This is a genomic window from Achromobacter ruhlandii (genome assembly GCF_002082135.1).
In the GTDB taxonomy this organism is placed as follows: domain Bacteria; phylum Pseudomonadota; class Gammaproteobacteria; order Burkholderiales; family Burkholderiaceae_B; genus Achromobacter; species Achromobacter ruhlandii.
Genome location: NZ_CP017433.1, coordinates 5981596 through 6005947 on the forward strand (window position 1 = coordinate 5981596; position 24352 = coordinate 6005947).

Sequence of the window (24352 nt, forward strand, 5' to 3'; positions counted from 1 at the left end):
CCGCCCGCCACCGGGCGCACCGACAGCCAAACTTCACCGTGCGTGAGGGCTTCATGGATCGCCGACACTTTCTCCGTTTCTCGGGCGCGCTGTGCGCCGCCCAGGCCGCCTTGCCCCTGGCCGCCCGCGCCGAACAGGCGCCCCTCAGCGCCGACTGGCGCGGCTTCGAACTGACCACCCACATCCAGGTCCGCGATCCCGGCGCCCACCCGCGCCTCTGGATTCCGCTGCCCTATGCCACCGACACCGGTTACCAGCGCGGCGCGCAAAGCGCCTGGCTGGTCAGCGGCGGCGGGGCCGCGCAGCTGGTGCAGGCCCCCGGCTACGACGTGCGCATGCTCGCCGTGCAATGGCCCGACGCCCAGGCGCCGCGCGAGGTCACGGTGACCAGCCGCTTCCAGACCCGCAACCGCCGCGTCGACCTGACCCAGCCGCCCCCGGGCGCGCCGCGCGAAAGCGCCGCCACGCTGCGCGAATTCCTCAAGCCGACCGCGCTGCTGCCCACCGACGGCATCGTCAAGACCACCGCCGACCGCATCACCCAGGGTCACCACGGCACGCTGGCGCGGGCCCGGGCGATCTATGACTGGGTGGTCGACAACACCTGCCGCACCGCCTCCACCCGCGGCTGCGGCACCGGCGACGTGCGCTACATGCTCACCGCCAACGACCTGAACGGCAAATGCGCAGATATCAACGCGCTGTTCGTGGCCCTGGCGCGCGCTTCCGGCATCCCGGCACGCGACGCCTACGGCCTGCGCGTGGCCGACTCGCAGCTCGGCTTCAAGAGCCTGGGCAAGGCCGGCGACGTGACGAAAGCACAGCACTGCCGCGCCGAGTTCTACGCCGACGGCTACGGCTGGATCCCGGTCGACCCGGCGGACGTGCGCAAGGTCATGCTGGAAGAGCCGCCCGGCGACCTGCCGGCCACCGATGCCCGCGTGCGCAGCGCCCGCGTCATGCTGTTCGGCGCCTGGGAAATGAACTGGGTCGCCTACAACCACGGCCACGACGTCGCCCTGCCCGGCACCGCCCACGGCCCGGTGCCCTTCCTGATGTACCCCAACGGCGAAACCGCCGACGGCCGCCTGGACAGCCTCGACCCCGACAGCTTCCGCTACACCCTGACCGCGCGCCCGCTGTCCACCTGAGCGGGCCACGCCATGCTCAGCCGCCGTCAACTGCTGCAATCCGCCCTGTCGCTGGCGGCCCTGCCTGCCTGGGCGGGCGCCGCCAGCGACAGCGCCCTCAAGCTCGCCACCGGCCCCGACTGGGCGCCCTGGACCGCCGCCACCCCGCCCCTGGCCCTGCCCGACCTCTCCGGCCGCGAACAGAAACTCGCCAATTGGCGCGGCAATGTCGTCATCGTCAGCTTCTGGGCGACATGGTGCGACCCCTGCCGCGACGAAATCCCCCTGATGTCCGCCATGGCCAGGCGCCACCGCGAGGAAGGCCTGCGCCTGGTCGCTGTCAACGTCGGCGAAGCCCTCGGCAAGATCACCACCTTCCTGGCCAAATGGCCCGTCGCCGGCGCCGTGCTGCACGATCGCAACAGCACCGCTTCCAAGAAATGGGACGCCGTCGGCCTGCCCGCCAACTACCTCGTCGATCGCGGCGGCAGCATCCGCCACTGGCACCTGGGCGCGCTGGACTGGAAAGCCGAGAACGTCAGCAGCGTCGTCACGCGGATGTTGCGCGCTTGATCAGCGGCGCGGCGCTGCATCGCAAACTTAGGGCCAACGCATGGATCGGCGCGGCGAGCGCGCCTACCGGCCGGCGCGAACGTCCGCCGCTACTGCCCTGTCGGCTCGCGCCATCCGCCACAGGCGCCAGTGCGCCTTGAGCACGCGGCGCAGGCCGGTCACGCCGCGGGCATGGCGGGCCAGGCGCGGCCAGGCGCGCAGTTCAAGCATGGCGCGCGCCAACCGGGCACGCGCAAAGGGATCGTCAATATCCTTGCGCAGCAGATCCACGAAGCACTGGAGTTCGTGCAGGACATGGCGGGTGATCGCGCAGCCAACCCTCCGCCCGAACTCTTGGCGCCGCGACAGCGCCAGCAACGCCTCGATGATGCGGACGTAGCTCGCGCCGCGCCGCAGCCGCACCTCGGGTGAAGGCGAGAGCGTGATCGAGTCCGGATTGCGGCGATAACCGTACACCGGTTCCCGCGCGAAACCGATTCGCCGTGCCACGAGGGCAAGGGCGGTGGTCCAGAGAATGTCCTCGTGGAACAGCGAGGGATCGAACACCAGGCGATGTCTGGCGATGAGTTCGCGCCGGATCATTTGCAGGCAGACATAGTGCGGCCATTCGCCGGCCTCGACGCAATGCGCGATCCAGTCCCGTCCGGCCAGGATCCGGTCGGCGGGCTGCCTTGCCAGGATGGCGGCCCCCGGCGCGGCGGGCGTCTGCGTGAATCGATAGGCATTCCCGATCAGCACGTCCAGATCCTGCGCAACCGCCTGCGCGTGCCAGCGCGCGAGACCCGAGGCGGGCAGCAGGTCGTCGGCGTCGGCGAAGGCGATCCAGGCGCCCCGCGCGGCGTGCAGGCCGGTGTTTCTTGCGGCGCCCAGCCCGCGGTGGGCCTGCTGGAGAATGCGAAGGCGCGCATCCCGGGCGCCACGGGCCCGCAGGATCGCCATGCCGCGGTCGCGGGAACCGTCGTCGACGGCGATCACCTCCAGGTTCATCGCCGCGTCGCCCAGCAGCGCGTCCAGTTGCTCCGAAAGATACCGCTCACAGTTGTAGACCGGGACGATGACGCTGATCTGTGGCGCGCGGGGGTCGACGTGGTTCATGGTCCGTGGATGCGTAGGTCATGGAATCCTCGCGTCTTGAACCACAGGGGTTGCCGTTGGGGCCGGAAAGGAGATTTCGGAACAACGAAGCGGCGCGGGCGGATCGGTAAGCTACGCCGGATTCCAGGGCCGAGGCGGCCCGGACCTGCAATGCAGGACCCATCCGAACCATGCATGGGCGGCAAGAGACGCCGCCGGAGAGACGTGGCGGAAGGCAGCAGGAGTCGAACCTACCTGGGAACGTCTGACGCCCCCAACCGGGTTTGAAGCCCGGCCGTGCCACCGGACACGGATGCCTTCCTCGAAAACCCGCCTATGATACCGCCTGCCCGGCCCCCAGGTACGCGCTGTCCGTGCGCAGCACGTGCGTGTCACGCAGCCGCCGTGTCAGCCCCGTCCGATCGAAGAATTCCAGGATCTGGATCGCGCGTTTGCGCCCCAGGCCGGTGGCATCCCGGAAGGCCGCCGCGTTCAACCCTTCGGGTTTGCCGGCAAGCGCGACCGCCAGCGCCGCCAGCTCCGCAACCCGCTCGCGGTGATAGAACAGATCCTTCACCACCTGCGCCACCTCGCCACGCCGCAGCAGCTTGCGCAGCACCTGCCGCACGCGCTCCTCGGGCTCGCCCTGCGCGCGCGCCAGATCGCGCACCCAGGGAGGGTCGTAGGCGCCCGCGGCCAGCAGCGGCAACAGGCGTTGCGCCAGTTGCGCCTCGGCCTCGGCCAGCGACGCGGTGTGGCCGGGCAGATGCAGCCACGGCCCGTTGCGCAACACCCGGCCCTGCTGCTGCAGATCGTCCAGCAGCCCCTGCCACAATGCCTCCGGCGCCGCCGGCAGCGCCATGCGGCGCAAGCGCGAGCCGTCCGGCCCGGGTTCGTCCGGCGCGCCCTGGTGAAAGGTCCCCAGCGCCTGCTCCACCCGCGCCCGCAGCGCTTCCCAGTGCGTGGCCAGGATCAGCGTGCGCGCGCCCTGCGGCGCGCGCGGCTCGATCCAGATCGCGCCATCGGGCGCCGCCAGCTCGCGCACCGGCCGGCCTGCCAGGCGTTGCAGCGCCGTCTCGTCCAGCCCAAGCACGGCCTGCGCCAGCAGCGGTTGCAGCCCGCCGCCGTCCAGCATCTCCGCCACGCCTTGCAGCCATTGCATCCGCGCCGGCGCGCGGCGCTTGCGGTCCGGCGCGTTCGGATCGAGCACGCGGCCGCCGCCGACCGTGCGCGTGGCCTGCGCATTGCGCACGATGTAGCGGTCGCCGGGCATCGCGCACACCAATTCGTCGAATACCAGTTGCACCCAACCCGACTGGCCCGGCGCCAAGGCATCGGCCGACAGCGGCACCACATGCGCCACGTGGCGCGCCGCGCCGATGTGCACGTGCAGCGGCGTCCAGGCCCGCAGCGGCGCGTCGGCCGAGGGCAGCAGCGTCAAGGCCACATCGACGTGGCGCGACGGCAGAAAGCAGCGCGCATCGGCAATCCAGTCGCCGCGTGTGATGGCGCTCTTGTCGATGCCCGCCAGGTTCAGCGCGCAGCGCTGGCCAGCCGCGCCGGTCTCGCGCGGCTGGTTCTGCGCGTGAATGCCGCGCACCCGCACCCGCGTGCCCGCCGGCATCAGGCGCAGGTCGGCGTCGTCGTCGCCGACGCGGGCGCGGCCGCCGTGCGCGGTACCGGTGACCACGGTGCCGTGGCCGGCCAGCGTGAAGACGCGGTCCACCGCCAGCCGGAACAGGCCCGCGCCGTCGCGCGCGCCCAGCGCCTGCGCCGTCTCATCCAGATGCTGTTTGAGGCGCGCCACGCCATCGTCGCCGACGCGCGCCGCGCACACTTCGAACACGGGCGCATCCCGCAGGAAGGTGTCGGCCGCCAGCGCCGCGATCTCGCCGCGCACCGCCGCCAGCCGGGCCGGGTCGGCGCGGTCGGCCTTGGTCAAGGCCACCGCGCCGCGCGCCACGCCCAGCAGCGACAGGATCGCCAGGTGTTCGCGGGTCTGCGGCATGACGCCGTCATCGGCCGCCACCACCAGCAGGCCGAAGTCGATGCCGCTGGCGCCCGCCGCCATGGTGTGCACCAGCTTCTCGTGGCCCGGCACGTCGATGAAGCCCAGCACGTCACCGTTGGGCAGGGGCGTGTAGGCGTAGCCCAGTTCGATTGAAATGCCGCGCGCCTTCTCTTCCTTGAGGCGGTCGGTGTCGACCCCCGTCAGCGCCCGCACCAGCGTGGTCTTGCCATGGTCGATATGGCCGGCGGTGCCGACGATCATGCGCGCGGCTCCACGGTTTGCGGCGCCGATGGCGCGGCGGAGGGTTCAGCGAGTCTTTCGGCGAGTTGTGCGGTGAAGGCGGCCTCGTCGCGCGCCTCCAGGCAGCGCAGATCGAGCCACAGCGCATCATCGGCGATACGGCCGATCACCGGCACCGGCAGGTTGCGCAAGCGCGTCTCCAGGCGGTCCAGATGGCGGCCGGGACGGCCCTTGCCGCGATAGCGCACCGCCAGCCCGTAACTGGGCAACTGGTCCACCGGCAATGCGCCGCTGCCGATCTGGCTGAACATCGGCACCGCCTCGACCTCGTAGTCGGCACCCGCCGCGTGCGCCAGCACGCCGCGCAGGCGCTCGGCCAGCGGCTGGATCTCGCGCTGCGGCCGCGTCAGCAGGCGCAGCGTGGTCAGGCGCTGCGCCAGGAATTCCGGCGCGCGGTACAGCTGCAATACCGGTTCGAGCGCGGCCAGCGTCAGCTTGCCCACGCGCAGGGCGCGCTTGAGCGGGTTCTTCTTGATCTTGCGGATCAGGTCGGCGCGCCCGACCAGCAGGCCGGCCTGGGGGCCGCCCAGCAATTTGTCGCCGCTGAAGGTGACCAGATCGGCGCCGGCGGCAATGGTCTCGCGCACCGTGTCCTCGCGCGGCAGGCCGAACTGGGTCAGGTCCACCAGCGTGCCGCTGCCCAGGTCCACCGTGGCCGGCAGGCCGCGCGCATGCGCCAGCGCCGCCACCTCGGCCACGCCGACGCTCTTGGTGAAGCCGGTGACGGCGTAGTTGCTGCAATGCACCTTCATCAGCATCGCGGTGCGCGGGCCGATGGCGTTCTCGTAGTCGGCGGCGTGGGTGCGGTTGGTGGTGCCGACCTCGATCAGCTTGGCGCCGGCGCGCTTCATGATGTCCGGGATGCGGAAGGCGCCGCCGATCTCGACCAGCTCGCCGCGCGACACCACCACCTCGCGGCGGTCGGCCAGCGCGTTCAGCATCAGCAGCACGGCGGCCGCGTTGTTGTTGACCACCGTGGCGGCCTCGGCCCCGGTCAGTTCGCACAGCAGGTCGTCGATCAGGTCGTCGCGGTCGCCTCGGCCGCCGCTGTCCAGGTCGAATTCCAGGTTGGCCGGCGTGGTCAGCGCGCGCAGCACCGAGGCCACCGCCTCGTCGGGCAGCAGCGCGCGGCCCAGGTTGGTGTGCAACACGGTGCCGGTCAGGTTGTAGACGGCGCGCAGACGCGGGGCGGCGGCGCGCGCCAGGGCGCTGTCGACGGCGGCGGCCACGGCGGCTTCCGCCAGGTCCGCGCGCGGCAGCTCGCCGGCCAGGGCGCGCTGGCGCAGGGCGTCCAGGTGCCGGCGCAGGGCCGCCACCACCTGCGTGCGACCATGCGTGTCCAGCGCCGCGGCCAGCGCCGGCGCGTTCAGCAGCCGGTCGAGCGCGGGGATGTCGGCGGCGGCGGCGAGCCCGGTCATGGCTATTCCTCCTCGGCGCCGTGCCACAGCAGCGGATTGCCGCTGGCGCGCGAATAGCCGGCCTCGCCCACCAGCACGTCCAGCATCAGGCTGGCGAGATCGTCGGCCACCGGTTCCACGTGCAGGTCCTTGTCCTGGTAGAAGATCTTGCGGTAGGTATGGCAGCGGTCGCAGGTCTCGGCCTTGATGGCGGGCGCGCGGCCCTCGATGGCCTGGTAGGCCACGGACTCGACATCCTCGCAATGCGAACACTTGACCCGCACCATGTGCCACTGGGTCGCGCACAGGCTGCAGCACAGATAGCGGTAGCCCTCGAACTGCCCGCCCACGCGCACCACGCTGGCCACCGGCAGGCTGGCGCACACCGGGCAGACGCCGAACGGCGAGGCCACCGGCAATTGCTTTTCGTCGAAGCGGCTGGCCAGGTCGGTCCAGTACACCTGCAGGGCGGCCATGACGAACGGCGCGGCGGCGCCGTCAACGCCGCGATGCTGTTCCGACAGCACCGCCTCGGCCAGGTCTTCGAGCGATTCGGTGTCTTCGTCGAGCGCGCGGCGCAACGCCGCGCAGACCTCCAGGGCCTCGGCCGGCACGTCCTGGCCGCCAGCGACCTCGTCGACCAGTTGGCGCAGGATGTCGCGCCACAGCGAGTCGCGCGGCCAGCCCACCGCCTGCAGCGGCGGCATGCCATGGGCCTGCGCCAGGGCGATGCGGTCTTCCGAGGCCGGCGGCGCGTTGCAGCCGCGCAGGGCATGGTGCTGGGCGTCGACCAGCCGCGCCATCAGCAGCAGATAGTCGGCCACCGGGCTATCCACGGCCAGTTGCCGCAGGCGCGCCGCGCGCGTCGCGAAAACCGAATCGCGCGCCGGCAGCTGGATGCGGGGAATGGTGTTGTGATCGAGCGCTTCGATCTCGCCGCGCGGAAGAATTCGCTGCAATTGCGTCTCCAGATAAACAAACACGGCTGCCGCCCCGACAGGGGGAGGCAGCCGTGCGGTGGGATCGGGCGGGATCCACCCGGCGGCGCCGCCACCGCCAGGTGGCGCCCGCCGCGCGGGGCCCGCTTACTTCGTCGTGGACTGCTTGCCGATTTGTTCCCGGAACCAGGCGCGGTGGTGCTTCCATGCCCAGCCCGCGGTCACGTAGCCGCGCAGCATCGCCGTGAGCGAGCCCTTGACCCAGATCGCCGCATAAATATGCACAATGATCGCGCAAATCAGCACCAATGCACAAACGGCATGCAGCACCGAGGCGGCGCGCACCACCCAGATCGGGAAATAGAAGGCGAAGAACTCGCGCCAGATCACGATGCCGCTGACGAACAGCCCCAGCATGCACAGGATCAGCACATAGAACAGCAGCTTCTGGCCGGCGTTGTACTTGCCGACCTCGGGCAGCTTGTCCTCGCGGTTCTCGACCACGTCGTTGAGCTGGCTGAGCCACTGGCGGTCGGCCTTGGTCATCAGGTTGTGGCGCCACATGTGGCCGGCGAACACCACGAAGCAGAAGAACATCACCAGCCCGATGAACGGATGCAGGATGCGGGTCCAGGGACCGCCGCCGAACAGGTTGGTGAGCCAGAACATCGAGGGATGGAACAGCGCCAGCCCGGACAGCGCCAACAGGATGAACGTGAGGGCGATGATCCAGTGGTTGGTGCGCTCGCCGGGGGAATAGCGCTTGATCCGGCGGTGATGGCGGTCGTCACTCATGGCGGATCTCCTGTTCGGCGCGACGTTCGTCTTCCTCGTCGACCTCGTTACGGCCGACGCGGGCGTAGTGGAAGAAGCCGGCCAGCGCCGTCAGCGCCATGGCGGCCACGCCCAGCGGCTTGGCGATGCCCTTCCACAGCGAGACCATCGGGCTGATCTGCGGGTCCTTCGGCAGCCCGTGGTACAGCCCGGGCTGGTCGGCATGATGCAGCACGTACATCACGTGGGTGCCGCCCACGCCCTGCGGGTCATACAGGCCGGCCTGCTCGAAACCGCGCGATTTCAGGTCCTCGATGCGTTCGGCCGCGTGCTGCTTCATGTCGTCCTTGGTGCCGAACACGATGGCGCCGGTGGGGCAAGCCTTGACGCAGGCCGGCTCCTGGCCGACGGCCACGCGGTCGGAACACAGGGTGCACTTGTACGCCTTGTGGTCCTTCTTGCTGATGCGCGGCACGTTGAACGGGCAGCCGGTGATGCAGTAGCCGCAACCGATGCAGTTCTCTTCGTGGAAGTCGACGATGCCGTTGTTGTACTGGATGATGGCGCCCGGCGACGGACAGGCCTTCAGGCAGCCCGGATCTTCGCAGTGCATGCAGCCGTCCTTGCGGATCAGCCACTCCAGGTCGCCCTGCGGGTTCTCGTATTCCGAGAAGCGCATGACGGTCCAGGAATGCTCGGTCAGGTCGGCCGGGTTGTCGTAGACGCCGACGTTGGTGCCGATCTCGTCGCGCAGGTCGTTCCACTCCATGCACGCGCTCTGGCAGGCCTTGCAGCCGATGCACTTGGAGACGTCGATCAGCTTGGCCACGGACCCGGTGATGGGTTCGCGCACGCCCGGCGGCGGCGTGGTGGTGGCCGAGCGCCGTTTGATGTCGAGGGATTGCATAGACATGAGCGCTCTCCTAGATCTTCTCGACCTGCACCAGGAACGACTTGAATTCCGGTGTCTGCGAATTGCCGTCGCCCACGAACGGGGTCAGGGTGTTGGTCAGGAAGCCCGGTTTGGCAATGCCGACAAAGCCCCAGTGGATCGGGATGCCGACGTGGTAGACCGTCTTGCCCTCGATGGTCAGCGGGCGCAGGCGCTTGGTGACCAGCGCCACCGCCTTGATGTAGCCGCGGTTGGACGACACCTTCACGCGCGAGCCGTTGGCGATGCCCAGTTCCTTGGCCATGACCTCGCTGATCTCGACGAACTGCTCGGGTTGCAGGATCGCGTTGATGCGGACGTTCTTGGTCCAGTAGTGGAAGTGCTCGGTGAGGCGGTAGGTGGTGGCCACGTAGGGGAACTTGTCCACCGTGCCCATCGCCGCCAGGTCGTCCTTGAACACGCGCGCCGCCGGGTTGCTGGTGACGCCCTTGGCCTTCGGATACAGCGGGTTGTAGCCCAGCGGCGTCTCGAACGGCTCGTAGTGTTCCGGGAACGGCCCTTCGGCCATGCCGGCGCGCGCGAAGAAGCGCGCCACGCCCTCGGGGTTCATGATGAACGGGCCCATGCCGCCGTCGGGGTTTTCATCGCCCTTGAAGTCGGGGATGTCGGCGCCGACCCAGGCCTTGCCGTTCCACGAGATCAGGCTGCGGCGCGGGTTGAACGGCTTGCCCGCGACGTCGCAGGAGGCGCGGTTGTACAGGATGCGGCGGTTGGCCGGCCAGGCCCAGGCCCAGTTCAGGGTCTGGCCGATGCCGGTCGGGTCGCTGTTGTCGCGGCGCGCCATCAGGTTGCCGCCGGGCCCCCAGGCGCCGGCGAAGATCCAGCAGCCGCTGGCGGTGGAACCGTCGTCGCGCAGCTAGGCAAAGCCGGCCAGTTGTTCGCCGCCCTTGCGCGTGACCTTGGTCGGGTCCTTGGGGTCGACCAGGTCCACCAGCGCCTTGCCCGAGTATTCCTTGGCCAGCTCTTCCGCGGTCGGGCTCTGCGGGTTGGAATACGGCCAGGACAGGTTGACGATGGGGTCGGGGTACTTGCCGCCCTCTTCCTGGTACATCTTGCGCAGGCGCGTGAAGATCAGCGACATGATCTCGATGTCGCTCTTGGCCTCGCCCGGCGGCTCGGCGCCCTTCCAGTGCCATTGCAGCCAGCGCCCGGAGTTCACCAGCGCGCCGTCTTCCTCGGCGAAACAGGTGGTGGGCAGGCGGAACACCTCGGTCTGGATCTGCTTGGGATCGACGTCGTTGGCCTCGCCGGCGTTGCGCCAGAATTCCGAGGTCTCGGTGACCAGCGGGTCCATGATGACCAGGAACTTGAGCTTGGCGAAACCCGCGTTCAGCTTGGCCTTGTTGGGCGCGGCCGCCAGCGGGTTGAAGCCCTGCGCCAGGTAGCCGTTCATCTTGCCCTGGTTCATCAGCTCGTAGACCTGCAGCATGTCGTAGAGCTTGTCGAGCTTGGGCAGGTAGTCGAACGCCCAGTTGTTCTCGGCGGTCGCGGCCTTGCCCCACCAGGCCTTCATCAGGCTCACGTGGAACTTGCCGTAGTTCTGCCAGTAGCTGAGCTGGTTCGGCCGCAGCGGCTTGAGCGCGCGCGCGGCGATGTACTTGTCGTAGTCCTGCTCGGGCTCGTTGGGCAGTGTCATGTAGCCGGGCAGCAGGTTCGACATCAGGCCCAGGTCGGTCAGGCCCTGGATGTTCGAGTGCCCGCGCAGCGCATTCATGCCGCCGCCGGCGATGCCGATATTGCCCAGCAGCAGTTGCACCATGGCGCCGGTGCGGATGATCTGCGAACCGATCGAGTGCTGCGTCCAGCCCAGCGCGTACAGGATGGTGGCGGCCCGGTCGGTGGTGGCGGTGGACGCCAGCATCTCGCAGACCTTCAGGAACTTGTCGCGCGGCGTGCCGCAGACGCGTTCGACCATCTCTTCGGTATAGCGCGAGTAGTGCTTCTTGAGCAGTTGGTAGACCGAACGCGGATGCGCCAGCGTCGGGTCGGTCTTGACGTAGCCGTCGTCGCCGCGCTCGTAGTCCCAACTGGCCTTGTCGTAGGTCCGCTTCTCGGCGTTGTAGCCGGAGTACAGGCCCGCGTCGAACGCGAAGTCCTCGCGCACGATGTAGGAAAAGTCGGTGTAGTTGCGCACGTACTCGTGCTGGATCTTGTCGTGATCCAACAGGTACTTGATGACGCCACCCAGGAAGATGATGTCGGTGCCGGTGCGTATGGGCGCGTAGAAGTCCGCCACGGATGCCGAGCGCGTGAAGCGCGGATCCACGACGATCAGCTTCGCCTTGTTATGGGCTTTCGCTTCCGTGACCCATTTGAACCCGCAGGGGTGGGCCTCGGCGGCATTGCCGCCCATGATCAGTACTACGTCCGCGTTCTTGATGTCGACCCAATGGTTCGTCATCGCTCCACGGCCAAACGTCGGGGCAAGACCTGCCACCGTCGGGCCATGTCAGACACGGGCTTGGTTGTCGAACGCCAGCATCCCCATGCTACGCACGGTCTTGTGCGTGATGTAGCCGACCTCGTTGCTGCTTGCCGAGGCGGCCAGCATGCCGGTGGTCAGCCAGCGGTTGACCGTCTTGCCGTCGTCGGTCTTTTCGACGAAGTTGGCGTCACGGTCGGCCTTCATGAGCTTGGTGATGCGCGTGAGCGCGTCGTCCCAGGAGATCCGTTCCCACTTGTCCGAACCGGGCGCCCGGTATTCCGGGTACTTCAGGCGGTTGGGGCTGTGGATGAAGTCGATCAGGGCCGCGCCCTTGGGACAGAGCGTGCCGCGGTTGACGGGGTGGTCGGGGTCGCCCTCGATGTGCATGATGCTGGCGCGGGCATTCTTGGCGCCATCGCCCAGGCCATACATCAGCAGACCACAGGCGACCGAACAGTAGGGACAGGTGTTGCGCGTTTCCGTCATGCGCGCAAGCTTGTACTGGCGCACCTCGGCCATGGCCGTGCCAGGGGCTACCCCCAGCAATGCCAGGCTCGAGCCAGCCAGCGTGGTACCGGTCACCTTGAAGAACTGGCGGCGGTTCATGTTGACCATGAAGCACTCCTCTCCGGGTGAATAGGAGGAAAGCGCGGGCCGGTCCGGGGGAAAAGCCCTACGAATTCCAAGGATATGCAAGCAAGTATAGGCGCAGCGCGAGCGAGTTGCCATGCCTTGCGTCCCCTGAACACAAAATCGGGCAATGAGAACGATTTACCGCCAGGATCGGGCTTTTTCGCGGATTTTGGATGATCGCGAGACTGCTACCATTGCTCGCGGCGGGTTCCGGCCCGCTTTTACGCCCTTCCTGCCTGTCCGTTGGAGCGCCGATGCGCCGTTTTGCCCCCCTGGTCCTGTCCCTGTCGCTGGCCGCGCACGGCCTGTCGCCCGCGCCAGCCGTCGCCGCGCCGGCGCCGACCCCGGCGGCGGCGGCCACCGAATCCGCCCGCGAGGCGGCAATGGAAGGCTATCTGTATTTCTACCCGCTGCTCACCCTGGACCTGACCCGGCGCCAGTTCACGCATCCGTCGCAGGGCGGCCTGGGCGCGCCCGCCAACACCTTCCTGCACACCCGCGCCCTGCCCCGGCCGGGCGCGGCCACGCCCTGGGGCAACCCTGACATGCTGCGCAGCACCGCCTGGATCGACCTGAGCGCCGGGCCGGTGGTGCTGTCGGTGCCGGACAGCCAGGGACGCCCGTATACCCTGACGCTGCTGGATCTGTGGAACGAGGCCTTCGCCACGCTTGGCAAGCGCAGCACGGGCACCGCCCGCGGCAATACCGCGATCGTGCCGCCGGGCTGGTCCGGCACCCTGCCTTCGGGCATGCCGCGCATCGACGCGCCCACGGCGTATGTCTGGGCCCGATCACTGGTCCAGGCCGACGGCCCGGCTGACTATCCCGCGGTCCACGCGCTGCAGGATGGCTTCACTCTGACGCCGCTGGCGCAGTGGAACCTGCCGCCGCAGTCGCAGCGCATCAAGGCCGATCCGTCGCTGGACCTGAAGACGCCGGTGCGCGAGCAGGTCGAGTCGATGCCGACCGACGCCTTCTTCACCTATGCCGCCGAACTGCTGCGCCGCAATCCGGCGCATGCCACCGACCAGCCCGTGCTGGCCAAGCTGCGCCGGGTCGGGCTGATCCCCGGCCGGCCGTTCGACTTCGACAAGCTCGACCACCCGGTCAAGCAGGGCCTGCGGCGCGGCCTGCGCGAAGCGCGCGAACGCATGCTGGCGGCCGCCGGCGTCAGCCTGGCCAGCGTCAACGGCTGGCAGCGCGAGACGGCCAGCGTCGGCGTCTACGGCAACGCCTACCTGCGGCGCGCGCTGTCGGCCCAGGCCCAGCCGGGCGCGGGGCTGCCCGAGGACCTGTCGGCGCTGCTGCTGGCCGCCGACAGCCAGGGCCGGCCGCTGGATGGCGCCCATCGCTATACGCTGCACTTCGACAGCGGCCAGTTGCCGCCAGCCGGCGCGCGGTGGTCGCTGGCCGCCTACGACGCGCAAGGCCTGCCGGTGGCCAATCCCATCGACCGCTACGCGCTGGGCGAACGCGATCCGCTGCAGTACAACGCCGACGGCTCGCTCGACCTGCTGATCAGCCACGCCGCCCCCGAGCCCGACGCGCAGGCCAACTGGCTGCCGGTGGCGGCCAGCGGCCCGGTATACGTGCTGCTGCGGGTCTATGCCCCGGGTCCGGCCCTGCTGGACGGGCTGTGGACGCCACCGCCGGCCGTGCGCGACGAACCGGAGGCCGAACCGGAATCCGCGCCCGAGGCGGAACCCCGGGCCGGGGCCGCGACGGCGCCCGTCGCAACGCCCGCCACGCCGCCGCCCGGCGCTCCCGTCCCCGGCCCCGCGAAGAAACCCTGACAAACCCGCCGCCGACGGCGCCATGACAGGGTTTCGCCACTACCATAGGCGTTTTGTCGCCGAGTAGAACGCCCGCCATGGACGAAGCCTTTAGCCACCAACTGTCGATGACCATCCTGATGACGCCCGATATGGCGAACTTCTCAGGCAATGTACACGGCGGAACCATCCTCAAGTACCTGGACCAGGTCGCCTACGCCTGTGCCAGCCGCTACGCCGGCCAGTACGTGGTGACCCTGTCGGTCGACCAGGTCGTGTTCCGCGAACCGATCCACGTCGGCGAGCTGGTGACCTTCCTGGCGGCGGTGAACTACACCGGCCGCACCTCGATGGAAATCGGCATCAAGGTGGTCACCGAGGACATACGCAGGAAGCTGGTGCGCCACACCAATAGCTGTTACTTCACGATGGTGGCGGTGGATGACAACGGCGCGCCCACCGCCGTGCCGCCGCTGGCGCCGCGCAACCTCGAGGAAACACAGCGCTTCGAGGCCGCCCGCCTGCGCCGCGAGCTGCGCCAGGAAATGGAACGGCGCCACGACGAGATCAAGCGCGAAACCACCCATGAGGGGTGAACGCCCCCACGCCGCGCGCGCTTCGCACGCTAGCTGCCCCCCGAGGGGGCTGCCCGCCCTTGGGGCGGCCCGGCGGGCGGAAGGAACAGGCCCCCACGCCGCGCGCGCTTCGCACGCTAGCTGCCCCCCAAGGGGGCTGCCCGCCCTTGGGGCGGCCCGGCGGGCGGAAGGAACAGGCCCCCACGCCGCGCGCGCTTCGCACGCTAGCTGCCCCCCAAGGGGGCTGCCCGCCCTTGGGGCGGCCCGGCGGGCGGGCGGCTATTCTTGCGATGAGCGGCGTCCAGGTCGCAGGTGAGCGGACATGAAAACCGGGCCTTGAGGCCCGGTTTTTTTTGGGCGACGGCGCAACGCGGCGCGTCACGCGCCTTCGGCCGCGCCCGGCGGGCGCGACGGCGGCGCCGTCACGGCCGGTTCGCGGTCGCGGCCGACCATGCGCTTGAGGCCCAGCCACTGTTGCGACCAGAAGCCCTGGCCGTAGTCGCGGCCGCCCAGTTCCGGCTGCTGGTCATGGATGCCGGTGGGGCCGTAGCCGACGCCGAAGCGCGCCGAGCGGAACAACACGTCCCAGACCGGGAACAGCGCGGCAAAGTTGTAGCCGCCGGCCGGCCCCGGCGTCGACGCGTCATAGGCGATGGAATGGTGATGGCGGTGGAAACGCGGGCTGACCAGCAGGCGTTCGCCGATGGCGCCGAAGTGCATGCGCAGGTTGGCGTGCGAGAAGCTCTGCGCCAGCTGGGTGATGGCCACGATCGCCACGAACTGCGCGGGCGGCACGCCCACCAGCTGCGACACGAACACCACCACGACGTCGCGCAGCATGTCGTCCAGCAGGTGGTTGCGGTCGTCGCTCCACATGGTCATCTGGCGCTGGCTGTGGTGCACCGCGTGCAGCGCCCAGAGCCAGGCGAAACGGTGCTGGGCGCGGTGGTACAGGTAGTCCACCAGGTCGAACAGCAGCAGGTAGATGATCAGGCTGACCCAGGCCTGGTCGGTCACGCCGGGCCAGTACTGGTCGAGCTGGAACGGCGCGAAGCCCCAGATGTGCAGCTGCCCGAAGATGCTGTCCCAGAACGGGTCGATGGTGAAGAACAACGCCAGGCGGAACACGCCCAGGCGATGGATCAGCGTGTAGAGCACGTCGATGCCGATCTGGCGGCGGTCGGTGACCGGCTCGACCGGGCGCAGGCGCTGCAGCGGGCCGAACACCAGCAGCAGCACGGCCACCTGCAGCAGGCCGACCAGCAGCCACATGGTGGCGTCGTAGCCGTCCTCGATGAAATTGCTCAGGCCCAGGTGGAACAGCGCCGGCTGCACCAGGGTTTCGAACAGCCATTGCTGGCAGTTCCCGAACCATTGACTAAGCGTATCCATGATCAGTGATGCGTGGCGATCCAGTCGCGGTAAGCCGGATGCGTATCCAAGGTAGCAAAACAATAGCCCTTGCGCTGCAGGCCTTCAATCAGCGGCTCCAGCACGGCGGGCGCCCAGGGGTCCTGGCGCGACCAGATGCCCAGGTGCGCCAGCAGGATGTCGCCGGGCTTGATGGTGCGCAGCGCCTGGTCCAGCAGCTTGGCATTGGGGTACTTGTCGCTGGGCAGTTCGTCGCCCAGGAAACCGGCCGGCGCCCAGCCCACGTGCTCGAAGCCGCAGGCCTTGGCGGCGCGCAGCAGGGCCGGCGAGGTCTTGCCGCCCGGCGCGCGGTACAGCGGCAGCATCTGCTTGCCGGTCATCTGCGTGAAGCGGGTGGCGGAGCGCTTGATCTCGGCGCAGTACTGCTCGGCGGTCCAGGTCTCGCGCTTGCCCGTGTCGGGGCCGGCGCTGGGCTTGACGCGGAACTTGCCGTCCGGCAGGTCGCCCTGCCAGTAGACGTGGTCGTAGGTGTGCGAGCCGAACACGTGGCCCTCGGCCGCGCGCGCCTTCCACCACGGCGCCCAGTGGTCGTCCAGGCTGCTGCCGTCGGTCAGCGTGCGCTCGTTGGCCAGGAAGAACGTGACCTTGACGTGGTGGCGCGCCAGCACGTCGGCGATCAGCGGCGCCACGCCCATGTGGCCGGTGTCGAAGGTCAGGTAGACCGGCTTGTCACAGGACGCGGGGGCCGCCGTGGCGGCCTGCGCCGCCAGCGCCAGGCAGACGGCGGCGGCCAGTTGCCGTTTAGCGGGTCGCCGCATGGTTCAGCGTCCAGACGCCGTGCGGCGACTTGCCGACGTTGACCTGCTTGACGACCTTCTTCTGCTCCAGGTCCACCACGGTGAGCTTGCGGGCCCAGCGCGACGTGACCAGCAGGGTCTTGCCGTCGGCCAGCACGTCCATGCAATCGGGACCGCCCGGCACCGGGAAGGTGTCGACCACGGCCAGCGTCTGCAGGTCGATGCGGCTGATGGAGTTGGCGGTGCGGTTGCTGACGAACAGGTGGCGCTGGTCGCCCTGGGCGCGGAAGGCGTGCGCGCCGGCGGCGGTCTTGATGCGCGAGATCAGCTTGGCCGGGCCCTTGCTGACGTCATAGGCCTCGACGTAGGAATCGCCGGTCAGCGCCACCAGCAGCGTTTTCTGGTCGGGCGTGAGGAACACGTCGGCCGGGGTCTTGCCGACCGAGACGGTCCATTTGGGCGTCTGCGTGGCCAGGTCGATGGCGATGAGCTGGTCGCTGTCCTGCAGCGTGACGTACGCCGTGGTGCTCTTGGCGTCGATCATGATGTGGCTGGGCGTCTTGCCGGCCGGGATGCGCTTGACCAGCGTCAGGTCAAAGCCCTTTTCCAGCGGCTTCCAGGCGTAGATGTCGATGTGGTCCAGGCGATTGGCGGCCGTGACGAACCACTTCATGTCCGGCGAGAACTGCAACTGGTAGGGATCGACGATGCCGGTCAGGGTGCGCTGCACCTCGCCGGTCTTGGGATCCATCAGCGTGATCGAGTCGCCGGTGGCGTTGGCGACCATCAGCGACTTCTTGTCAGGCGTGAGATACAGGTGGTGCGGTTCCTTGCCCGTGGGAACGCGCCGCAGTTCCGTGTACGTGGCGGGATCGACGATGCTGACGTTGGCGTCCAGGGAGTTCAGGACGAAGATCGGGGCCGACGCCGCGGCGGCGCTGAGCGCCATCCCTGCGCCGAAAATGGCGCAGCGGACAAAATGCAAGGGATTCAATTTCCAGGTCCGACAAAAGGGGATCGGGCGCCGATCCCAGTGCTCGCCATTTTGGCATAGCCAACTGTCAAAAAACCGTAAACCCCGGCCGACCGGGCCGCGCGGCAGGCAGGTTGCGGCACCGCTACAACGCTCGCGCCGCCACACCTGCAACAATCGTAAAAAAACATTTGGCGCCAATGGGTTGCGGCGTGATGTTATTCCACGTTCCGAACGACACACCGGGCCCTTGGCGTGGCCGGCGACATGTACCGAAACCGGCGCCGGAAAGGCGCCGATTCCGGCAGCGCATGCCTACAGCTTGGCGACCGAGACTTCCGTGGCCTTGACGAAGGCCAGCACCTCGGTGCCGACCTGCAGGTCCAGTTCCTTGACCGAACGGGTCGTGATGACGGACGTGACGATGCCGGCGGGCGTGTCCACGTCGACCTCCGAGACCACCGGGCCCAGGATGATTTCCTTGATCTTGCCGCGGAACTGGTTGCGGGCGTTGATGGATTGAATGCTCATGGTCCTGCTCCTGAAAAAATCGCGGATGAATTCAGATACCGAAGCCGCCGGCCAGGGCGAGCTTGCCCAGGTTGAACGCCGCGGCGATCTGGCCGGGCTGCGGCTCCGTCAGCTCCGCCACCCGCTCGATGGATTCGTCCAGCCGCGCACGCACGTCCGCGTCGATGAAAACCTCTCCCCCGTCGCCCAGCCGCACCTGTTTGTCGGTGGCATAGACCCCGGCCAGGATATGCCGCGCGCCCAACGCCGATAGCACCGGCTTGAGCCCATATTCCAACGCCAACAGGTGCGCCGGGCTGCCGCCGGTGGCGATGGGGAGCACCACCTTGCCCGCTAACGCCTTCTCATCCAGTAGGTCCAGCACGGCTTTCAGGCCGCCAGCGAACGAAGCTTTGTAGACCGGGGTCGAAATGAGTACGGCGCCGGCCTGCGACACGCGGGCGCGCAACGCCACGGCCGCCTCGCCGGCGTAATGGCCCTGAACCAGATCCTGTGCCGGAATGTCGAGCAAGCCCATCGCATCAACCACGCGTCCCAGAGTCTGCAGGCGCTCGTAGGCATGGCGCAGCAAGGCAGACGAGCGCGACCGCGCGGACGGGCTGCCAGCAAGAGCGAGAAGGCGCATTGGACGGGTTCCAGGAGATGACGAAGACGGGATGGCACGAAGCAGGAATGGGGCGATTCTGTCATCGCCGGGCGGGCCGGGAAAATACTTACTCGGTATGAGGTTATGCGGGCCCAGACACGGGCCTATACTGAATTCGCCCTTGCTGGACGTTCCTTTTTCCCAAAGGAGACGCAACATGTACAGGCATCTGCTCATCGCCGTGGACGGCTCCCTGCTGTCCGAGTCGGCGTTCAAGAAGGCGCTCGTTTTCGCCAAGGAAATGAACGCCTCCATCACCCTGTTGCGCGCCATCCCGGAAGATCATCTGACGGTCTACCAGGCTGAGATGCTGGGCGCGCATCAGGCCCAGCACACCGACCAGGCCCGCAAGAACGCCACCGCCTATCTCGACGGGCTGGAAACCGAGGCGCGCCAAGCCCTGGTGCCGTGCGAAACCGCCGTCGCCGTCAACGACCATCCGCACGAGGCCATCGTCGATACGGCGCAGAAACGCGGCTGCGACCTGATTGTGATGGGGTCGCACGGCCGCCACGGCATGACCGGCTTCCTGCTCGGCAGCGAGACCCAGCGCGTGCTGGCGCGCACCAAGCTGCCGGTGCTGGTGTTCCGCTAGGCGAGCTCACGCCGCGGCCCGCGGGCGCCGTTAGGGCATCGCGGCCGCGGCTGGCGCGTGCTGGAAGGTGAAGCTGTCGGCGTAGACGTGATCCAGGCTGGCGCCGCGCCTGGCCAGCAGCGCGGTGGCCTCGCTGACCATCGCCGGCGCGCCGCACAGATAGAAAGCGTGTTCGGACAGGTCGCCGTGGTCCGCCAGCACCGCCTGCTGCACGTGGCCGCGCCGCCCCCGCCAATCGGCGCCGGCGCGCGACAGCACCGGCACGAAGTTGAATTCGTACAGGCGCTCGGCCCAGCCCGCGATCTGGTCGCGCAGATACAGGTCGGCCTCGGTCCGCATGCCCCAGTAGAGCGTCACGGGCGGGCAGTCGTCGTTGTCCAGCAGCGACTCCAGGATCGCCTTGATCGGCGCGATGCCGGTGCCCGTGGCCATCATGATCATCGGCCGCCAATCTTCCTCGTGATAGCTGAACACGCCCAGCGGCGCCTCGATCTCGAGCGCCGCGCCCGGCCGCGCCTGCCCCAGCCACTGGTCGGTGTAGCGGCCGCCCGGAATGCGGCGCACGTGGAAATCCACCAGATTGCCGGCCGGCGCCGAGGCCATCGAAAAGCTGCGGGTGGCTCCGTCGGGCAACACCACGTTCATGTACTGGCCCGGCGCGTAGTCCAGCGGCGTGTCCGGCGGCAGCGCCAGCGTCAGGTGGATGACGTCGTCGCAGAGCGCGGCGATGCGGTGCACGGTGGCGCCCAGCCGGCGCGGCGCGGCGAACTGCCGGCTGTTGGCGACGCTGATGCTCAGGTCGCCACGCGGCCGCGCCTGGCAGGCCAGGGCGTAACCCTGGGCCGCCTCCTCCGGCGTCAGCGCCATCGGGAATTCCTCGTAGTCGACGGCGCCTTCGGCCACTTTGATGCGGCAGGTGCCGCAGCCGCCAAAGGTGCACTCGTGCGGCAGCCGCACCGAGGCGCGCTCGGCCGCCGCCAGCACGGATTCGCCCGCCTCGGCCTCGAAGGTCTGGCCGGTCTCCAGCAGATGAACACGATATGCCATGGGGGTTCGGCGCCTATTTCTTGATGTCCGCCTGCACCAGCACCTTTAGGCCGCGCGGCTCCAGCAGTTCGGCCAGCGCCCCCAGCGCGGCCAGGCCGGCCTGGGTGTCCTGCTCGCCGTTGCCGCCGCTCAGGCCCACGCCGCCGACGACCTCGTCGTTGACCACGATGGGAAAGCCGCCCACGAACGCGGCGAACTTGCCTTCGAAGCTCCATTGGATGCCGAAGGCTTCGTTGCCGGGCAGCGCCGGCCCGTTGGGCGGGGTGGTGAACAGGTGCGTCGAGCGCTTGTGGCCGGCGGCGGTGAAGGCCTTGTTCCAGGCGATCTGCGGGCCGGTGATGCGGGCGCCGTCCATGCGCTCCAGCGCGATCGGATAGCCGCCGTCATCGACGATGCACACCGATTCCAGCACGCCGATCTGCTCCGAGCGGGCGATGGCGGCGCGCACCATGAGACGCGCTTCTTCGAGTTCCAGGCGATAGATCTGCTTCATGTTGCTTGACTCCAGGTAGGGCCGTCAGCCTGCGCGGTAGACGGTCTTGATCTGCGTGTAGAACTCCAGCCCGACCCGGCCCGATTCGCGGAAGGTCGAGGTGCTGGAACTTTTCAGGCCGCCGAACGGCGCGTTGATGAGGTTGCCCGTGGTGGTGCGGTTGATCTTGACGGTGCCGGCCTGGATGTCGCGGGCGAAGCGATGGGCGTAGCGCGCGTCGCTGGTGGCGATGGCGGCGGACAGGCCATATTCGGTGTCGTTGGCGCAGGCGATGGCTTCGTCATAGCCATCCACCGCGATCAGCGCCAGCACCGGCCCGAAAATCTCCTCGCGCGCGATCCGCATCTGCTGCGTCACGTCGGTGAACAGGGCCGGCGACACGTAATAGCCGCGCTCGAAGCCGGGACCGTCCAGGCGCTCGCCGCCGATCAGGTGGGTGGCCTCCTGCTTGCCCAGCGCGATGTAGCTCAGCACCGTGTCGAGTTGTTTGCGCGTGGCCAGCGGACCCAGGTCGAAGTTGCCCTCCAGGCCATTGCCGATGGTCAGCTTGCGCATGCGCGCCAGCAGCTTGTCGGTGAACGCCGGCAGCACCTTGCGGTCGACCAGCAGCCGGCTGGTGCCGGTGCAGGCCTGGCCGCTGAGCGAGAACCCGCCCTTGACGGCCAGATCGACCGCGCGATCCAGGTCGGCGTCGGCCAGCACGATCAGCGGGTTCTTGCCGCCCAGCTCCATCTGCGTGCGCGTGGTCAGGCCGGCGCCGCGGTGGATCTGCTCGCCGGCGGCGGTCGAGCCGGTGAAGGAAATGGCGCGCACTGCCGGCGCGGTGGTGATGGCCTGGCCCACCTTCGAGGCCGGTCCCGTCACGAAATTCAGCACGCCCGGCGGCAGGCCCGCCTCGACCAGCGCCTGCGCCAGCCGGTAGCCGGACAGCGGCGCGTCCGACGACGGCTTGAACACCACGGTGTTGCCAGTGATCAGCGCGGGCGCGATCTTGCGCGCCGGAATCGAGATCGGGAAGTTCCACGGCGAGATCACCGTCACCACCCCCAGCGGTTCGCGCTGGCTGTAGACCACCATGTCCGGATCGTCGTTGACGAAGGTCTCGCCGGTGAACGACTGCCCTTCCACCGCGTAGAAGCGCAGGGTCTGGGCCGAACGCAGCACTTCGTCGCGCGCCAGCGCCAGGCTCTTGCCTTCCTCGCGGGTCAGTTCGCGCGCCACGCTGTCGGCGCGGTCCTCCAGCAGTTGGGCGGCGCGGAACAGGATGGCGGCGCGCTTGGAGATCGGCGTGTCGCGCCAGGCGGGAAAGGCGGCGGCGGCCGCCGCCACGGCGCGGGCGCCATCGGCCGCGTCCGATTGCTGGAACCGTCCCACCACGTCGGCGCTGTCGGCCGGGTTCAGGTTCGGCACTGTCGCGCCCGAGGCGCAGGCAACCCATTCGCCCCCGATGTGATTCAGAAATTCCTGCTGCGAAAGCTCGTCCACGGAAGTCCTTCCTTTGCCGGGCTGGCCGGAATGCCCGGAAATTGGCCGTCTGAGGTAATTTCTGAACATTGTATACTTTAATCTAAATGGTTCGATCCACGTAAACCCGAACCGGCGTCAATGCCAGATCAGCACGGCGCAGATCGTGGACACGAACAGCGCCAGCAATACGGGCAGCAGCAGCGCCCGCACCAGCGACAGCACGTGGACCCGCGCGAACCCCGCCACCGCGATCAGCGACGACCAGGCGATCAGGGTGCCGCCCCCGGTCCACACCGCGCCCATCTGGCCCACCGCCGCCAGCGTCGCCGGATCCACCCCCACAACCGGCCCCAGCGCGCCCGACAGCGTGCCGGTCAACGGCAGGCCGGCGAAACCCGAACCGTCGATGCCGGTGATCATCCCCACCAGCAGCACGCCGAAGGCCACCAGGAAGTGGTTCTCCGGGATCAGGTGCTGGCCCGCCGAGATCACTTCGAACAACAGCCCGGGGGCCTGGGCCTGCGGCATGCCCAGGATCTGCGCGGCCGTCTCGTTGGCGCCGACGAAGAAGAAGCCGGCGATCGGCAGCACCGAGCCCATCGCCTTGAAGGCGAACACGAAGCCGTCGGTAACGTGCTCGGGACAAACATCCAGCATCTTGCGCGGCCCCTCGGCCGCCAGCGTCACCAGCATCATCACCACGAACGCCACGCCGCCCACCAGGGCCGCCGCATCGCCGCCGCGCAGCGCAGGCAGCGACGGGAACAGCCGCGGCAGCACCATCACCGCGATCACGCCCAGGAACGCCAGCGGCGTCACCACCGCGAACACGCGCGACCAGCGCACCCGGCGCCGTTCCTCGTCGTTCAGCCCCGGGCCGCGCGGCAGCGCCGGGTTCGCACCCATGGTGCCGCGCGCGAGTTCGGCCTTGTCGAACGATCCTGAGTGCTCGATCTCGGCCAGGCTGCCGTCCTGGGCGCGCGCCTGCCAGGCCGACAACAGGCCCGGGTCGGCCGGCACGATGTGCTTGCGCACCAGCAGGTAGGCGACGGTCAACGCCACCGCGCCGGTGATCAGCGACAGCACCAGCGCGCGGTCCGCCACCACCGCGGCGCTGACCGCCGCGCCGGCGGCCTTGGCGCTGATGCCGGGCGCCACGCCGATCACGTAGTCGGACGACAGCGCCATGCCCTGCCCGGCGATGGCGATCGCCATGGCCCCGGCCAGCGGCGGCAGCCCGGCCGCGATGGCCGCCGGCAGCAGGATCGCGGACACCAGCGGCACCGCCGGCGTCGGCCAGAAGAACAGCGAGATCACATAGGTACAGAGGGCAATGATGAGGAACGACGAATGGCCGCCGCGCATCACCCGCCGGAACGGCTGCACCATGCGCACGTCCGCCTGCAGCGTCTTGAGCGCGTTGAGCAGGGCGGTCATGAAGGTGATGACCAGGAAAATGTTGAAAAGCTCTTTGGCGGCCACGAAGCTGGCCGAGAAGATGCCGATCAGCGCGCTGATCGGGTTGCCGGTGATGGCCAGCACCACCAGGAAAGTGCCGATCACCGATGGCACCACCACGTTTGCCCGCAGGATCATCGTCAGAATGATCGCGGCAACGCTGATCAGGTACATCCAGTGAGCGGCGTTGAGCACGACGTCCGATTGCATGCGCTATTCCCCTTGTCGACGTGGCTGTTGGGTCGCCACTTCGGTATACTATATTTCGTTTGGGGCTATACCAACCGAAATATGCAGCGCCTAGGGAAAGCGATAACTCTGAAATTTCCATGAATATTCGAGGAAAATCAGTGCATTAACTTGGGGCATAAGCCCTGGCTTGGTGCATCGCCGATATTTCAATAGACTACCGTATACAAA

Annotated in this window: 20 protein-coding genes, 1 tRNA gene and 1 pseudogene; 5 read left to right on the forward strand and 17 right to left on the reverse strand. The window is 68.6% G+C overall.

Translation table 11 applies throughout. The features are described 5' to 3' along the window. Positions 1–53 precede the first annotated feature (53 nt). Positions 54–1151, forward strand: coding sequence for a transglutaminase-like domain-containing protein (locus AruCF_RS27130; protein WP_049077387.1), 1098 nt, complete (start codon positions 54–56; stop codon positions 1149–1151). Positions 1152–1163: 12 nt separating this feature from the next. Next, entirely contained in the window at positions 1164–1703 is a 540-nt protein-coding gene (locus AruCF_RS27135; RefSeq protein WP_049070788.1) for a TlpA disulfide reductase family protein, read from the forward strand. A gap of 63 nt (positions 1704–1766) precedes the next feature. Here AruCF_RS27135 and AruCF_RS27140 read toward each other — a convergent pair whose 3' ends face one another. From AruCF_RS27140 to fdnG, 8 genes and pseudogenes are all read right to left on the reverse strand, one after another. After that, positions 1767–2798, reverse strand: coding sequence for a glycosyltransferase (locus AruCF_RS27140; RefSeq protein ID WP_049070786.1), 1032 nt, complete (start codon positions 2796–2798; stop codon positions 1767–1769). A gap of 205 nt (positions 2799–3003) precedes the next feature. After that, a tRNA-Sec gene (locus AruCF_RS27145) sits at positions 3004–3099 on the reverse strand. Between the two features lie 12 nt (positions 3100–3111). Then, positions 3112–5049, reverse strand: a complete 1938-nt coding sequence (selB, locus tag AruCF_RS27150; RefSeq protein ID WP_049070785.1) for a selenocysteine-specific translation elongation factor — start codon at positions 5047–5049, stop codon at positions 3112–3114. Further along, positions 5046–6506, reverse strand: coding sequence for an L-seryl-tRNA(Sec) selenium transferase (gene selA, locus AruCF_RS27155; protein ID WP_049070782.1), 1461 nt, complete (start codon positions 6504–6506; stop codon positions 5046–5048). The genes selB and selA overlap by 4 nt, the downstream gene beginning before the upstream one ends. A 2-nt stretch (positions 6507–6508) precedes the next feature. Next, on the reverse strand, positions 6509–7444 hold the full coding sequence (gene fdhE / locus AruCF_RS27160; RefSeq protein ID WP_049070781.1) for a formate dehydrogenase accessory protein FdhE: 936 nt from the start codon (positions 7442–7444) through the stop codon (positions 6509–6511). A gap of 126 nt (positions 7445–7570) precedes the next feature. Further along, entirely contained in the window at positions 7571–8218 is a 648-nt protein-coding gene (locus tag AruCF_RS27165; protein ID WP_049070779.1) for a formate dehydrogenase subunit gamma, read from the reverse strand. Continuing rightward, complete coding sequence (gene fdxH, locus AruCF_RS27170) at positions 8211–9110, reverse strand: formate dehydrogenase subunit beta (protein WP_049070777.1); 900 nt, start codon at positions 9108–9110, stop codon at positions 8211–8213. The genes AruCF_RS27165 and fdxH overlap by 8 nt, the downstream gene beginning before the upstream one ends. A gap of 10 nt (positions 9111–9120) precedes the next feature. After that, positions 9121–12189: pseudogene (gene fdnG, locus AruCF_RS27175) on the reverse strand (formate dehydrogenase-N subunit alpha). 272 nt (positions 12190–12461) lie between these two features. Between fdnG and AruCF_RS27185 the strand changes: the two are divergent. Both AruCF_RS27185 and AruCF_RS27190 read left to right on the forward strand, forming a co-directional pair. Beyond that, positions 12462–14000 (forward strand): DUF1254 domain-containing protein, encoded by a 1539-nt coding sequence (locus tag AruCF_RS27185; protein WP_049070771.1) that lies wholly within the window; start codon positions 12462–12464, stop codon positions 13998–14000. A 77-nt stretch (positions 14001–14077) separates the two neighbouring features. Beyond that, complete coding sequence (locus AruCF_RS27190) at positions 14078–14575, forward strand: acyl-CoA thioesterase (protein WP_006387319.1); 498 nt, start codon at positions 14078–14080, stop codon at positions 14573–14575. Positions 14576–14932: 357 nt separating this feature from the next. Here the strand turns inward: AruCF_RS27190 and AruCF_RS27195 are convergent, their stop codons facing one another. From AruCF_RS27195 to ssuE, 5 genes are all read right to left on the reverse strand, one after another. Continuing rightward, positions 14933–15946: a sterol desaturase family protein gene (locus AruCF_RS27195; protein ID WP_049070769.1), complete on the reverse strand. Its 1014-nt coding sequence runs from the start codon at positions 15944–15946 to the stop codon at positions 14933–14935. Between the two features lie 2 nt (positions 15947–15948). Then, positions 15949–16743 (reverse strand): polysaccharide deacetylase family protein, encoded by a 795-nt coding sequence (locus tag AruCF_RS27200; protein ID WP_049070768.1) that lies wholly within the window; start codon positions 16741–16743, stop codon positions 15949–15951. Further along, a complete protein-coding gene (locus tag AruCF_RS27205; protein ID WP_049070767.1) occupies positions 16727–17671 on the reverse strand; it encodes a YVTN family beta-propeller repeat protein in 945 nt (314 codons plus the stop codon). The genes AruCF_RS27200 and AruCF_RS27205 overlap by 17 nt, the downstream gene beginning before the upstream one ends. A 339-nt stretch (positions 17672–18010) precedes the next feature. Then, positions 18011–18226, reverse strand: coding sequence for a TOBE domain-containing protein (locus AruCF_RS27210; RefSeq protein ID WP_006227327.1), 216 nt, complete (start codon positions 18224–18226; stop codon positions 18011–18013). A 31-nt stretch (positions 18227–18257) separates the two neighbouring features. Next, positions 18258–18851 (reverse strand): NADPH-dependent FMN reductase, encoded by a 594-nt coding sequence (gene ssuE, locus AruCF_RS27215; protein ID WP_049070766.1) that lies wholly within the window; start codon positions 18849–18851, stop codon positions 18258–18260. Positions 18852–19029: 178 nt separating this feature from the next. Between ssuE and AruCF_RS27220 the strand changes: the two genes are divergently transcribed. Further along, positions 19030–19467, forward strand: a complete 438-nt coding sequence (locus tag AruCF_RS27220) for a universal stress protein (protein WP_049070765.1) — start codon at positions 19030–19032, stop codon at positions 19465–19467. 30 nt (positions 19468–19497) lie between these two features. Here AruCF_RS27220 and AruCF_RS27225 read toward each other — a convergent pair whose 3' ends face one another. From AruCF_RS27225 to AruCF_RS27240, 4 genes are all read right to left on the reverse strand, one after another. Further along, a complete protein-coding gene (locus AruCF_RS27225; RefSeq protein ID WP_049070763.1) occupies positions 19498–20514 on the reverse strand; it encodes a 2Fe-2S iron-sulfur cluster-binding protein in 1017 nt (338 codons plus the stop codon). A gap of 13 nt (positions 20515–20527) precedes the next feature. Further along, complete coding sequence (locus AruCF_RS27230) at positions 20528–21007, reverse strand: GlcG/HbpS family heme-binding protein (RefSeq protein ID WP_049070762.1); 480 nt, start codon at positions 21005–21007, stop codon at positions 20528–20530. 24 nt (positions 21008–21031) lie between these two features. Next, positions 21032–22492: an aldehyde dehydrogenase family protein gene (locus AruCF_RS27235; RefSeq protein ID WP_049070760.1), complete on the reverse strand. Its 1461-nt coding sequence runs from the start codon at positions 22490–22492 to the stop codon at positions 21032–21034. A 117-nt stretch (positions 22493–22609) separates the two neighbouring features. After that, a complete protein-coding gene (locus AruCF_RS27240; protein ID WP_049070757.1) occupies positions 22610–24142 on the reverse strand; it encodes a hypothetical protein in 1533 nt (510 codons plus the stop codon). Between the last annotated feature and the right edge of the window lie 210 nt (positions 24143–24352).